Raw genomic sequence first — 12,629 nt, forward strand, 5'->3', positions numbered from 1 at the left:
TTCTCGCCGATTCTCGACCGAATTCCGGGGCGTGGACCGGTCGCCGAACAGCGGCGGAGCGACGGTTACGCTTCCGGCCCGGTGTCCTGTGCGAGCGTCGCGGAGGTGTCGCCTTCGACGGACTCGTAGACGACGCGGAGGTCGTAGTCGTCGTCGACGCCGGTGACGACGAAGTTGCCGGCGACGATGTCGGTACTGGCGGCGTAGGCGCCGGCGTTGTTCCACGTCCCGGTCCCGCCGAGGGAGTGGCTGCCGGAGTAGTCGTTGGGACCACCGGCGACGCCGCTGCCCCGGAGGTAGAGTTCCTGTGCCTGAATCGAGTCGCCGCCGTCGTGGGTTATCCGGAGGTCGCCGTCGCCGTTGGTCGGGCTGGAGACGGACTCGTACTGGAAGGCGAAACTGGCCTGTGGCGTGGTCTGTTGGGCTTGGTCGCCGAGACCGAGGACGAACGAGGCGATGACGGCCGCGAGGATGACCGTGATAGCGACCATCAGGATGACCCCGATAACCGGCGAGACGGCGTCGTCGTCGTGGAGCAGTTCTCTGAAGTTCATCGCAGAACTTTCTTTCATACTATTACTATATAAAACTGTCCGAAGAGTAGTGTATCTATCAGGGGTGCTGACGAGAGCTGGCAACGATTCACAGTACCAGAAAGAATATATGCTGGTGTGGTATACCATAGCACGTATGGCGTCCGCACCGAGTAGCGGCGATATGTTCGACGAGTTCCTCTCCCAGCGGGGCCACGACGTGGAGTCGCCCGGGTGGGAGGAGAGCTACAACAAGAAGCAGTGTCCGGACTGCGGTGGGCTCCACGAGCCGGCCGCCACGGAGTGCTCGGTGTGCGGTTGGACACCGGTAAACTGACCGGTCGGTCGTTTTTCGGTATCGGAACGCAGGGGTAGTCACACTCCGGTTCGAGCGAGACTCGCGTCCGTAGCACCGCTCGCCGTCGTTGCGAGCGATTGCTCCGTCTGTACCGTGACCGGCGTGTGCCGTCGGCCGGCGGAGCCACGGCTCTCCGGGACGAAGTGTGTGGCCGCCGCACCGACCGGGGTCAGGAGCCGGGGGGCGGCCACGGGGGAGAGAGTGAAGTCGGGTCAGTTCGGAGCGTCACATGGCGTCGAGCGACGCCTGTAGGTACATCCCGAGCGCGAGATGTCGGTACGCCGCGTTCTCGACCATCTCCGTCGCCGCGTCGGCGTCGTCGATGGCGTACTGCTTGGTCTGGACGAGTTCGTGCATCCGGAGGACGCCGTCCTCGTCGAGGTCGTGCAGTCGCGGGTACACAGTCCCCGGACTCAACTGGGCGTCGAACAGACGCGACAGCCGCTCCATGAGTCCGGTTCCGTGGGTGTCGTCGTCGGACAGCGCGATCATCGCGAGCAGAATCTCGTCCAGGCTCTGGGTGACGAGGCCGTCGTCGACGGCGATGTCGCCGTCGGCGATATCGTCACTGATGTCTGTCAACAACGACTCCGAGATAGCGTCGTGACTGGGGGGGTCGTTCGCGTTCGGACGCCCGGTCCCGTCGAGGGGGGTCAGTCGCTCGTCGGTCCGGTCGCCCATCGTCTCGGTCGTCGCGACGCGACGGAGGTTGTCTCTTGACATCGTCTCACCTGAACGGTATCCGCAATAGGGCGTAACGGTGGTATCGGCATATAAACATAGCAGCGTTTTCGGAGCGTGAAACAGCCCACCCGCTCGAAAACCCTTATGTGACGCGGGGTGAACGTTCAACCAGTGGCTGAGGAACCAGAAGACAGGAGCATCGAGGAAATCCTCGATACCATCGGCGACCAACACGCCCGCCGCGTGCTGGCCGCTATCAGCCGGGAGCCACACTCGGCGAAGGAACTCGCCGGGGAGTGTGACCTCTCGCTGCCGACGGTGTACCGCCGCATCGAGATGTTGGAGGAGTACGACCTCGTCACCGACCGCACACTCGTCGCCGAGGACGGCAACCACTACAAGGTGTACGAGTCGAACTTCGAATCGACGGTTATCTCTCTCGAGGACGAAGAGTACAAGGTCCGCATCTACCGCGAGGAGAACCTTCCCGACCGGTTCAGTCAGCTCTGGGACGAGCTAAACCCCGAGTGAGTCAGCGACTGACCCGACACGAACGTTTACGGCACCGGTCGACCAACGGGGGCAACAAGATGGCCGACGGCGTCGCGCTTGCGAGAGGAGCGCTCGTGTTGATGCGGATGGTCGTGTTCGGTCTCACGCTGGGTATCACGCTCATCAGCTTTCAGGCTTACCGCAAGCGACCCTCCGAGCGGCTCCAGTACGCCTTCGTCGGCTTCGCCTTCATCAGCATGGGCGTCGCCATCTCCAGTGTCATCACGCAACTGAGCGCCGGCCAATCGGGGGCGCTCGTCCGCGTGTTCTTCCAGATGTCCGAGACCATCCCGTTCATCATCGGCTTCGCGATGCTGTACGTCTCGCTGTATCGCTGACCCCACTGGTCACCAAAGCACGTCGTTTATTGGGGAGCGCACCTAGTATAGGTGCAATGACTGATTCGACCACCGAGGTCGTCCGACTGTTCGGCGGTCCCGGGAGCGGGAAGACGACGGCGCTCCTCGACCGCGTCGAGGAACTGCTGACGGACGACGACGTGGACTTCCGCGACGTGCTTGTCGTCTCCTACACGCGGGCGGCCGCCGCCGAAATCCGCGAGCGCCTCGCCGAGCGGCTGGACGAGAGTCCCCGCGCCCTCCGTGGCAACGTCTGTACGATGCACGCGAAGGCCTACGAACTGCTGAACCTCTCTCGGGGCGACGTGGTCGGCGAAGACGACAAGGAGGCGTTCTGCGACGACTTCGGTATCGACTACGAGGACGAGTACGAGGGGTCCCGGCGGCGCTCGGCACGGTCGACGACGCTTGGCAACAAGATAATCGCGACGAGCCAGTGGCTCCAGCGGACCCGCCGGGACGTGGCCGACTGGTACGACGTCCCCTTCAAGTGGGACGAGGAGGAAGTCCGGCTTCCGCCCGAAATCGACGACAAGGCACAGACCGGCAACAAGTACACCCCGACGTGGCCGACCGAGGACGACCGCGTCGACGTGCCAAACGCCATCCGCGGCTGGCGCACCCACAAGGGCGACAACGACGTCATCGGCTTCGCGGACATGCTCGAACGGGTCGCCCAGCGCTCGCTGCTGCCCAACGTCGACTACCTCGTCATCGACGAGTTTCAGGACATCACGACCCTCCAGTACGATGTCTACGAGGAGTGGAAGCCCCACATGGAACGGGTCCTCATCGCCGGCGACGACGACCAGGTCGTCTACGCGTGGCAGGGCGCGGACCCCGACCTCCTGCTCGACGAGGACGTGACCACCGACGAGATACTGCCAAACTCCTACCGTCTACCCTCGCGCATCCTCAACGTCGTCAACCGCGAGGTCCGCCACATCGACAAGCGTCAGGAGAAAGACCTCAACCCCCGCAAGGAGGGGGGCCGGGTCGAGGCCGTCCGCAACCCCTCGATGTTCGACCTCGCGCGCAACGTCACCGCCACCGTCGACGAGTCCGACGAGACGGTGATGGTGCTGTTCCGGGCGCGCTACCAGATGTTCCAGTTCATCGACGAGTTCATCGACAAGGGCATCCCCTTCTCCTGTCTGACCGACCAGCGGATGTGGACCGACCGGCTGACCCAGTACGTCCGCGGCGTCGAGGCGGTCCAAGACGACGAGTCGCTGTCGCTGCTCGAAGCCCGGCGGCTGGCCGACATGCTCGCCGACTCCGCGTTCGGCACCGGCGAGCGCGACGACTTCTTCGACGCCCTAGAGGAGATAGAGGAGGCCCACGACGTCGACGACATCGCGGAGATAACCATCGAACCAGACGTGGTGAAAGAGAACGTCCCGTTCGTCCCCGACCCGGCCTCCGCCAGCGACATGCTGCGGAAGGTGACCAACTTCCAAGAGCGGACCGTCAACGCCTACTTCGCCGGCGACTACGCCGGGATGGACCCCGACCGCGTCCGGTTGGGTACCATCCACTCCGCGAAGGGGCGGGAGGCCGACCACGTGTTCGTCGGGACCGACCTCACCGAGAAGGTCGTCGAGCAGATGGCCGCGACCGTCGACCAGCAGGGCATTGCGGTGCCCGAGGTCGACGAGTTCACCAAACACACCAGCCCCGTGCCGACCCTGACCGACAACGAGCGGCGGGTCTTCTACGTCGGGATGTCCCGGGCCCGCGAGCGCCTCGTCCTCATGGAGAACCTCGTCGACGGCGCGCCGACGCTGCCCATCGACGTGTTGCTCGAAAACGAGCCGACGGAGCGCTCCATCGAGGACCTCCTCGACGAGGCCGGCGAGGCCATCGTCGCCGACTAGCCGTCCTCGTCGTCGCGTTTCACGACCGCGCCGACCGTCTTCTCCGCGACCAGTCCCGGAATATCCGTCGGCGTCGTGAGGTACTGCTCGACGGCCACCATCCCGACCGCGATAGCGAGGTAGACTGCGCCGGCGACGAGTTCGCCCCGTACCAGATGCTCAGCGCCGAACAGCGCGACCGGAATCGCCAGCACGACGACCGCCGCCAGTCCGATAGTGTCGAGGATGCCCGGTGCCATCAGCCCGATTTGGTCGGGGGCGGCCAAAAGCCCCGCGGCCCGCTCGCGGTACGTTGATGTGGCCGCCGCCGCAACTCCGGGTATGCTCGTCGGACTCGTCTCGGACACGCACGACAACGCGGACGCGGTGGAGGCAGCGGTGACGGCCTTCGAGGACGCCGGCGTCGAGGCGGTCGTCCACTGTGGCGACTTCGTCGCCCCGTTCTCGGTGACTCCCTTCGACGGCGACTGGGAGTTCCACGCCGTCCGGGGGAACAACGACGGCGAGTGGGCCGTCGAGTCCACCGTCGCCGACTTCGGCACCTACCACGGCGAGACCGCCGAACTGACCCTCGACGGAGCCGAGGTGGCGGTGTATCACGGCACCAGCGACGCGGTGGTCGCGGCGCTGGTCGACTGCGGGCGCTACGACTACGTCGTCCACGGCCACACCCACGAGCGCGGCCGCGAGCAACGGGGCGGGACGGTCCGTCTCAACCCCGGCGGCATCGCCATCCCGCCCGCGCCGGAACCGTTCTCCGTGGCGACGCTGGCGACCGAAGACGGCGACGTGACCTTCCACGAACTCGGCTAGGGAGTCAACCGCTCGGTCCCGACCCACGCCACGTCGTCGCCGTCGACGAGGGCGAAGGCCATCGTCTTCCGGACGCCGTGGGCCAGCCGCACGTCGAGCGCGAGGTCCCGCGGGTCGAAGACGTGGCCGGCCGGCAGGACGCGGACGAGCAGTTCCGAGTGGCCGAGGTCGTCGACGCTCGCCACGTCGGCGTAGGTCCGGAAGTCCGCGCCGAACTTGAAGCCAGTCTTGGGGACGACGCCGGCGTCCCGCAGCGCCGCGTAGACGGTCAGCCGGCGGTCGAAGCGCTCGCCCTCCACCTCGCGGCCGCGGGCGACGACCGCGTCGGCCCCGCCGTCGACCGACAGCGTCCCCTCGCGGGCAAGATAGGCCGCCTCGACCAAAGAGAGTTGGACCGCGCCGCCGTCGTCGAGGCGCTGTCCGTAGAAGGCCCGCTGGTAGAGGGCCGCCGGCGGGTCCCAACACAGCACCCGCTCGGCGAGTAAGTCGCCCTCGGTCGCCGTGACCCCGGCGTCGCTGGTCCCGTCGGGTGCCGGTCGGTCGGTCGCGAGGTACGTTATCTCGCTCTCCTCGTCGACGACGGCCAGCACGCAGTCACCGAGGGCGTCGGCGGGAACGGCCTCGCGCTCGCCGACGACGCGGACGCTGTAGGCCACCTCTCCGTCCCACGGCCCCTTCCCGCGGGGGTAGACCACGAAGTCGGCTCCGTCGGGGTCGTCGACCCACCCCTCGCGGGCCGGCGAGAGGTAGAAGCCGCGGTCACGGAGGTCCTTGTAGACGAAGAAGGCCACCTCGGAGACGGCCGCCGAGGCCAGTAGCTCCCGAAACCCCATGCCTGAGACGGCGTCGAGGTCGCCGCGGTACAGCAGGTGGGCGGCCTCGACCGGCGCGAGGTCGAGGTCGCCGCCCCGAACCCGGCCGTAGCCGCTGGCGTCGTAGAACCGCTCGCGGGCCCGGGTGCCGGCCCGCACGACATCGCCGTCGAGCGTCAGGTCCATGCCGGGAGTGGCGGACCGAGGGACAAAGCCCCTGCGGGTTCAGGCCGCGTCGCAGGTGCCGTCGAGACAGCGCCGGCCCCCGGCCGTCTCGAAAGCCGGGAGGCCACAGGCGCAGTCGCCGACGACGACGCCGGCGGGCACCGAGAAGCCGGTGTCGCAGTCGGGGTAGCTCGCACAGCCGGCCAGCAGGCCGCCCCGCCGCAGGATGCGGAGGTCGTCGCCGCAGTCGGGGCAGTCCCACTCGCGGTCGAACGCGGCCCGGACGCGGTCGTCCAGCGGGTCGCAGTCCCGGTCGAGACAGCACTCGAAGGCCCGGCCGCGCTCGACGCGCATCGTCGGCAGCCCGCAGTCGTCACACCGGCCGCCGGTGACCGTCGCGTCCGAGGGGACGCCGTACGACGCGGCGCAGTCGGTGCAGGCGACGGTGTCGCGGCTGCGGACCAGCGTCCCCGTACAGCGGGGGCAGTCGGCGACGGGGACGCCCGCATCGGAGGCCGGGAAGCGGGCGCTGCCGTGTTCCTCGTGGGCGACCACCCGGAGCAGTTCGTCGCCGTCGCGGGCGGTGACGACGCCGTCCTCGACCGCGACGCTCTCGGCGCGGGTGAGCCACGCCACGGGCTGGTAGCCGCCGGCGTCGTGGACGAGGACGGTGTTGTCGGGCTTGACGACGACCAACACGTCGCCGCGCTGTTCGCGCTCGCGGGACCCCTCGAAGACGGTCGTACACTCGCCGGCCATCACGCGCGTGCCATCGTGCATGGGACGGGGTGGGCCCCCGCCGGTACCTAAACCCTCGGCCCGGAACCCACAACAGCCATGGCCGTCGAGCGCGAGGCGACGACAATGAGCGACCAGCCGCCCGCGGTCTGTTTCGACATGGACGGTGTCCTCGTCCAGTCGGAAGACCACTGGACGAGCGTCCAACGGGACCACATCCTCCCGACCGTCGCGCCAGACGACGACATCCCGCTGTCGGAGATAACGGGCCGGGACTACACCGAGGTGTATCCGGACCTCGACGCGAAGTACGACCTCGCCGTCTCCCGCGCGGAGTACGAGGCGCTGTTCGAGGAGGCCGGCCACGAGATATACGGCGAGCACGCGACGCTGCTGGCGGGCGCACACGACCTGCTGGACGCGCTCGCCGACGCGGGCGTCGCGCTGGCGCTGACCACCTCCGCGCCGTGGGAGTGGATAGACGTCGTCGACGACCGGTTCGACCTGCTCGGCCACTTCGATGCGGCGGTCAGCGCGGGGGACGTGGACGGGCCGGGAAAGCCCGCGCCGGACATCTACGAGCGCGGGGCCGCCGAACTGGGCGTCGACCCGACCGACTCGTGGGCCGTCGAGGACTCGACTGCGGGCGCGCGCGCGGCCGTCGCCGCCGGGATGACGACCGTCGGGTTCCGGGGCGACGGCGACGAGACGGACCTCTCGATGGTCCACCACGAGGCGGGCGACGCCGCGGTGCTGCGGCGCGTGCTGCTGGGCGGACGATAACGCGGCCCCGCGTGGGGAACGGGGCGCGTTTCGTAGAACGGGGGTCGCGGAAGGGAGTGGCGGAGGGCGTAGTGGGATGGGGGGTCGGGGACCGAGCGGTCAGGCGTCGCCGTAGCCGCGTCCGAGCACGAGGCCGGCGACGTTGACGACGACGACGCCGAGGAGGAGCACCAACGACTGCACGTCGAGGCCGCCAAACAGCAACAGCGGATACGCCAGCGGCGCGAGCACGCCCGTCCAGAAGCCGACGAACTGCAGCGGGCGGACGGCGGCGGTTCTGAGGTCGACGCTCTCGGCAGGGGTCGACTCCACGGGCGAACTGAAGGGCGACGCGCTTGCCATTGGTATTCTCCTCACTCACACGTATGGCGCGACACCCCCATATAAACGACAGACGCTTGGCGGGATTTCGCTCGCCCGACCGACGTTTCGGCGGGTTTCACCACGTTTCACGGGCGGTCGGTAGCTCTCTGAAATGGGCCGAGAGCGGTTTATAAATTTTATTCGGCCAGTAGAGACGGTTTGGCACAGCCGGCCGAACCGGTCCCGGACGACCGCACGCGCGTGGCCGGTGCCGGCCGCTCGGGTGCTCGGCGGGACGGGCCGACGGCGGCGACAGCGACGGCAACGAACGCGGCGGCAGCCCGGTCACTCGACGGAGACGGTCCGCGTCTCGGTCACCGGGTGCAACGGGAGCGCGGGGAAGGCGACCTCGACGGTGAGCGTGAGTTCGTCGGTGTCGGCCCCGAACAGGGCGACGGGGAGCGTCGCCTCGCCGAGATACGAGGGTTTGGCAGTCATCTCGCGGCCGTTGACCGTCACCCGGAGGCCGGCGCGTGCGCCGCCGCCGTCGTTCGTGACCGTCACCTCCCGCATGGCGCGGTCGCCGGCGGCGATGGTCTCGGGGAACGCGCCCCAGTCGACCGAGACGACGGGCAGTTCGCGGGCGTTCGAGACGACCTGTTGGGCGACGCCCTCGGAGAGGCCGGCCCCGACGAGGCCGTCGACGCCGGCGTCGAGCACGTCCGCGGGCGTCCGCAGGCCCGCGGCGGCGAGCGTGCCCGCGCGCCCGGACCCGACGCCGTCGACGGCGGTCAGGCCGACGGCGTCGGCGCTGACGCCGTGTTCGACACGGGACTCGACGCGGGCCGCGAGGTTGGCCGCCCGCGCCGGCGCGAGGTTGTCGAGAAAGTCCCGGAGCGCGGCCAGCAGGCGGAGGGCGTTCTGCCGGATGACCCACGCGTCGCTTTTGAGTTCGGTCGGCGTCGTCCCGGTCATCCCCGACCGGAGGATGGCGAGCACCTTCCGCTGTCCGGCGTCGAGTTCGTCGTCGGTTTCGCCGAGGACGGCGTGGACCGCGTCCTGCTCGTCCGAGCGGGCGCTGACGCTGTCGAACTCCGCGGCCCCGGCGACGGTCCGCAAGAGCGCGTCGGCGTCCGGTTCGACGCCGTCCGCGCAGCGCTCGGCGAGGTCGGCGAAGCGCCGCGCCGTCGAGAGGCGGAGGTAGAACTTCGAGGCCAGCTGACCCAGCCGGGTCGCCTCGATAGCGAGGCCGTCCTGTTCGACGAAGCCGTCGGCGACCAGCGACGAGAGGGTGTCGCTGACGCGGTCGCGCAGGTCGCTCCCGGCGGCGTAGGCGTCGGGCGCGGACTGGGCGCGGGCGTAGTAGAACGTCGTCGCCAACCAGTCCATCACGTCGTCGACGTCGCCGACCGTCCCGAGCGCGATTTCGGCGTTGAGGTGGGCGTCCAGTTCGCCGGCCAGCCGTGACTCTATCTCCTTGCCGTCCCGGAGGAGCGCGCGGTACTTGTCGGCCTCCGAGCGGTCACAGACCACCCACGCGTACCCCATGTCGTCGTAGCCCGGCCGGCCTGCGCGCCCGAGCATCTGGAGCACGTCGAGCGGGCTCATGTCGACCTCGCCCTCCAGCGGGTCGTGGAGCTTCGTGTCCCGGATGACGACACAGCGGGCGGGGAGGTTGACGCCCCACGCCAGCGTCGAGGTCGAGAACAGCAGTTGAATCTTCCCCTGCTTGAACCACTCCTCGACGCGGTTCTTGTCCTCGCGGGCGAGGCCGGCGTGGTGAAAGCCCACCCCGTCGAGCACGGACTGGCGGAGCGTGTCGTTCGAGAGGTCGGCGGCGTCGTTGTGGAAGTCGTAGTCGCCCCGAGCGCCCATCGGCACGTCCCGCTCGGTGAGTTCGTCACGGGCCTTCTTGGCGGCTTGGACGGTGTCCTGCCGGGAGGAGACGAACACCAGCGCCTGCCCCTCGTCGTGGATGTGTGGCTCGGCGAGGTCGAGCGCGCGGTAGAGCCGGCGGTACTTGTCGGCGAAGGCGTTCTCGCCGTGGGAGTACGTCTTCACGTCGGCGTTCAGCGGCACCGGCCGGTAGTCGTCGCCGAAAGCGAACGTCGTCTCCTCTGGGGCGTCGAGCCAGTCGGCCACGTCGTCGACGTTGGGCATCGTCGCCGAGAGCGCAACCACGCGGGGGTCACAGAGGCGACGCAGTCGGGAGACGGTGACCTCAAGCACCGCACCCCGGCGGTCCGAGTCCAGCAGGTGGACCTCGTCGATGACACAGCAGTCCACGTCCGTGATGAAGGCGTAGCGTGGCGTGTCGTGCTTGCGGGTGGCGGAGTCGGCTTTCTCCGGCGTCATCACGAGGATGTCGGCCCGCTCGGCCCGGCGGGGGTTGAGGTCCCGCTCGCCGGTGACGACGTACACCGAGTAGCCCAGTTCCTCGAAGCGCTCCCACTCGCTCTCCTTCTCGTTTGTCAGCGCCCGGAGCGGGGCCAGAAAGAGCGCGGTCCCGCCCGCGGCCAGCGTCTTGCAGATAGCGAGTTCGGCCAACGCGGTCTTGCCGCTGGCGGTGGGCGCGCTGACCACGACGTTGTCCTCGCGGTTCAACAGGGCGGGCAGGGCCGCCGACTGCATCTCGTTGAACCGCTCGAAGGGAAAGGCGTCGGCGAACTCGGGGAGCACCTCCGAGACCGCCACGGTCGGCTCGCTGTCGGCGCTGCGTGACACGTCCGAGAGGCGGGACCGCGACGGCAAAGGCGTTTCTATGGCGGCGAACCGACCCCCGCGGTCGGCCCGGCCACCGGGATTTAGGTGGCTGGCCGCGCGCGCTTACGTGTGAGCAAGGACTGGGACCCCGAGACCGTCTTCGACGTGCTTGGCAGCGAGGCGGTGCGGCGCATCCTCGCGGTGGCGAACGTCGAACCGGTGTCGGTCCAGCGCCTGACCGCCGAACTCGACGCCTCGGAGCCGACGGTCTACCGCCGCGTCGACGTGTGTCAGGAGTACGACCTGCTTCGGGAGGCCCGCCGGGTCGACGAGGACGGCAACCACTACAAGGTGTACGAGGCGACCTTGGAGCGGGTCTGTTTCGAACTGGACGGCGGCGGCTTCGAGGTCGACCTCCAGTTGCGCCGGGAGTTCGTCGACGGGAGCACGGACGTTCGGGACGACGGCGACGAGTGAGTCCCAGCGCCGAACTGCGGTGCCGCTTTCGACGAGCGGACGGCGACGCCGGCGGGCGGGTCGCTCGCGCGGCTTCGCGGTCTGAAACTGCCGGGCCGCGCCGGCGACCGGCCGCCATTGGCCGGCCGAACGCCGAGTTTTCGCGGCCGGGTGAGCGACAAACTCGCCTGCCCGGAATCGCGCGCTTCGCGGTCTGAAGCGCCGGACGACGTTATAACACGCCGGCTCCACAATCCGTGGAGTGGAACCCATGTCCGTCATCCAGACCGTCAAGCAGAAGGTCGGTATCGCTGAACAGAAGCCCAAATACGAGTGCGAGGAGTGCGGCCACGAGTTCCGGTCGGAGGCCGAGGAGGACTCCTACTGGTTCCAGTGCCCGGAGTGTGGCGGCGAGGACCTGACCTCACTCGAAGGGTAGTCGGCGGCCGGCCGAACACAACGTCTTTTGCGCGACGGGGCCAACCGTGGAGTGATGAGCCACCGGCGCAAGCCCGACTGGCTGAAGACGCGGCCGCCGTCGGGCGAGCGGTTCGCCGACATCAAACGGAGCCTCCGGGAGCGCGACCTCAACACGGTCTGTGAGGAGGCCAACTGCCCGAACCTCGGGGAGTGCTGGTCGGGGAGCGAGAGCGTCCCGGGCGACGGCGACGCCGGCCCCGGGACGGCGACGTTCATGCTGCTCGGCGACCGCTGCTCGCGGGGTTGTAACTTCTGTGACGTGGCGACCGGCGGGATGGAGCCGCCCGACCCCGACGAACCGGAACGGGTGGCCGACGCCGTCGCCGACATAGGGCTGGACTACGTCGTCCTGACCAGCGTCGACCGGGACGACCTGCCCGACCAAGGCGCGGGTCACTTCGCCGAGACCATCCGGGCCATCAAGGACCGCGACGAGGGGATTCTCGTGGAGTGTCTGGTGCCCGATTTCCGGGGGGAGGCCGACTGCGTCCGGCGGATACTCGACGCCGAACCGGACGTGTTCGCCCACAACGTCGAGACGGTCGACCGCCTCCAGTGGCCGGTGCGGGACCGCCGGGCGGGCTACGAGCAGTCCCTGTCGGTCCTCCGGCGGGCCGCCCGCGAGAGCGACGCCGTCGTCAAGACCAGCCTGATGCTGGGCGTCGGCGAGTACGCCCACGAGGTGTACCAGACCCTCTCGGACCTCCGGCAGGTCGGCGTCGACGTGGTCACCTTCGGCCAGTACCTCCAGCCGTCCCGGTCGCATCTGGAGGTGAGCGAGTACGTCCACCCGGACGTGTTCGACACGTGGCAGCGGGTCGCCGAGACGGAGCTGGGCTTCCTGTACTGCGCGTCGGGGCCGATGGTCCGCTCGTCGTACCGCGCCGGCGAGTTGTTCGTCGAGGCGGTGATGGAAGACGGCGACGTGGAAGCCGCCCGCGAGCGAGCGCGGGGCTACACGGCGTAGCCGCGACGAGCAGTACGTACTCGAATATAGTTCTCCTGACGGCTCC

At 68.7% G+C, this 12,629-nt stretch carries 16 protein-coding genes; 9 read left to right on the forward strand and 7 right to left on the reverse strand.

All coding sequences use genetic code 11. From position 1 onward, the window contains the following. Window positions 1–65: 65 nt before the first annotated feature. Entirely contained in the window at window positions 66–554 is a 489-nt protein-coding gene (locus ACV7JO_RS12390) for a type IV pilin domain-containing protein (protein ID WP_470353719.1), read from the reverse strand. Window positions 555–690: 136 nt separating this feature from the next. Here ACV7JO_RS12390 and ACV7JO_RS12395 point away from each other — a divergent pair, with 136 nt between their 5' ends. Further along, window positions 691–870 carry an HVO_0416 family zinc finger protein gene (locus ACV7JO_RS12395; RefSeq protein WP_470353720.1) on the forward strand — a complete coding sequence of 60 codons (180 nt, stop codon included), beginning with the start codon at window positions 691–693 and terminating at the stop codon, window positions 868–870. Window positions 871–1,116: 246 nt separating this feature from the next. Here ACV7JO_RS12395 and ACV7JO_RS12400 read toward each other — a convergent pair whose 3' ends face one another. Next, window positions 1,117–1,614, reverse strand: a complete 498-nt coding sequence (locus ACV7JO_RS12400) for a PadR family transcriptional regulator (protein WP_470353721.1) — start codon at window positions 1,612–1,614, stop codon at window positions 1,117–1,119. A gap of 132 nt (window positions 1,615–1,746) precedes the next feature. On the opposite strand from ACV7JO_RS12400, the gene ACV7JO_RS12405 reads away from it, so the two are divergent. Genes ACV7JO_RS12405 through ACV7JO_RS12415 form a run of 3 tightly spaced genes read left to right on the forward strand, consistent with a single transcriptional unit; the run spans window position 1,747 to window position 4,363 of the window. Next, window positions 1,747–2,106 (forward strand): ArsR/SmtB family transcription factor, encoded by a 360-nt coding sequence (locus ACV7JO_RS12405; RefSeq protein WP_470353722.1) that lies wholly within the window; start codon window positions 1,747–1,749, stop codon window positions 2,104–2,106. Window positions 2,107–2,165: 59 nt separating this feature from the next. Further along, window positions 2,166–2,465, forward strand: coding sequence for a DUF7521 family protein (locus ACV7JO_RS12410; RefSeq protein WP_470353723.1), 300 nt, complete (start codon window positions 2,166–2,168; stop codon window positions 2,463–2,465). Between the two features lie 56 nt (window positions 2,466–2,521). Beyond that, the gene (locus tag ACV7JO_RS12415; RefSeq protein WP_470353724.1) at window positions 2,522–4,363 is read left to right on the forward strand and encodes a UvrD-helicase domain-containing protein; all 1,842 of its coding nucleotides are present in this window, start codon (window positions 2,522–2,524) and stop codon (window positions 4,361–4,363) included. On the opposite strand, the gene ACV7JO_RS12420 is transcribed toward ACV7JO_RS12415, so the two are convergent. Continuing rightward, the gene (locus tag ACV7JO_RS12420) at window positions 4,360–4,602 is read right to left on the reverse strand and encodes a DUF7533 family protein (protein ID WP_470353725.1); all 243 of its coding nucleotides are present in this window, start codon (window positions 4,600–4,602) and stop codon (window positions 4,360–4,362) included. The genes ACV7JO_RS12415 and ACV7JO_RS12420 overlap by 4 nt on opposite strands. 82 nt (window positions 4,603–4,684) lie before the next feature. Between ACV7JO_RS12420 and ACV7JO_RS12425 the strand changes: the two genes are divergently transcribed. Beyond that, window positions 4,685–5,176: a metallophosphoesterase gene (locus ACV7JO_RS12425; RefSeq protein ID WP_470353726.1), complete on the forward strand. Its 492-nt coding sequence runs from the start codon at window positions 4,685–4,687 to the stop codon at window positions 5,174–5,176. Here ACV7JO_RS12425 and endA read toward each other — a convergent pair. Next, window positions 5,173–6,174, reverse strand: coding sequence for a tRNA-intron lyase (gene endA / locus ACV7JO_RS12430; RefSeq protein WP_470353727.1), 1,002 nt, complete (start codon window positions 6,172–6,174; stop codon window positions 5,173–5,175). The two genes, ACV7JO_RS12425 and endA, sit on opposite strands and share 4 nt — an antisense overlap. 39 nt (window positions 6,175–6,213) lie before the next feature. Then, complete coding sequence (locus ACV7JO_RS12435; protein ID WP_470353728.1) at window positions 6,214–6,933, reverse strand: PDDEXK family nuclease; 720 nt, start codon at window positions 6,931–6,933, stop codon at window positions 6,214–6,216. An 84-nt stretch (window positions 6,934–7,017) separates the two neighbouring features. On the opposite strand from ACV7JO_RS12435, the gene ACV7JO_RS12440 reads away from it, so the two are divergent. Further along, window positions 7,018–7,674 carry an HAD family hydrolase gene (locus ACV7JO_RS12440; RefSeq protein WP_470353729.1) on the forward strand — a complete coding sequence of 219 codons (657 nt, stop codon included), beginning with the start codon at window positions 7,018–7,020 and terminating at the stop codon, window positions 7,672–7,674. Between the two features lie 99 nt (window positions 7,675–7,773). Here ACV7JO_RS12440 and ACV7JO_RS12445 read toward each other — a convergent pair whose 3' ends face one another. Both ACV7JO_RS12445 and ACV7JO_RS12450 read right to left on the reverse strand, forming a co-directional pair. Beyond that, on the reverse strand, window positions 7,774–8,016 hold the full coding sequence (locus ACV7JO_RS12445) for a DUF8028 family protein (RefSeq protein WP_470353730.1): 243 nt from the start codon (window positions 8,014–8,016) through the stop codon (window positions 7,774–7,776). A gap of 306 nt (window positions 8,017–8,322) precedes the next feature. Continuing rightward, a complete protein-coding gene (locus ACV7JO_RS12450) occupies window positions 8,323–10,671 on the reverse strand; it encodes a DEAD/DEAH box helicase (protein ID WP_470355779.1) in 2,349 nt (782 codons plus the stop codon). A 138-nt stretch (window positions 10,672–10,809) separates the two neighbouring features. Between ACV7JO_RS12450 and ACV7JO_RS12455 the strand changes: the two genes are divergently transcribed. The 3 genes from ACV7JO_RS12455 (at window position 10,810) to lipA (ending at window position 12,583) form a co-directional block, all read left to right on the forward strand. Then, on the forward strand, window positions 10,810–11,157 hold the full coding sequence (locus tag ACV7JO_RS12455; protein WP_470353731.1) for an ArsR/SmtB family transcription factor: 348 nt from the start codon (window positions 10,810–10,812) through the stop codon (window positions 11,155–11,157). Window positions 11,158–11,407: 250 nt separating this feature from the next. Next, the gene (locus ACV7JO_RS12460; protein WP_470353732.1) at window positions 11,408–11,575 is read left to right on the forward strand and encodes a hydrogenase/urease maturation nickel metallochaperone HypA; all 168 of its coding nucleotides are present in this window, start codon (window positions 11,408–11,410) and stop codon (window positions 11,573–11,575) included. Window positions 11,576–11,629: 54 nt separating this feature from the next. After that, entirely contained in the window at window positions 11,630–12,583 is a 954-nt protein-coding gene (lipA, locus tag ACV7JO_RS12465; protein WP_470353733.1) for a lipoyl synthase, read from the forward strand. Window positions 12,584–12,629 lie beyond the last annotated feature (46 nt).

The organism is Haloarcula sp. MBLA0138, assembly GCF_055632455.1.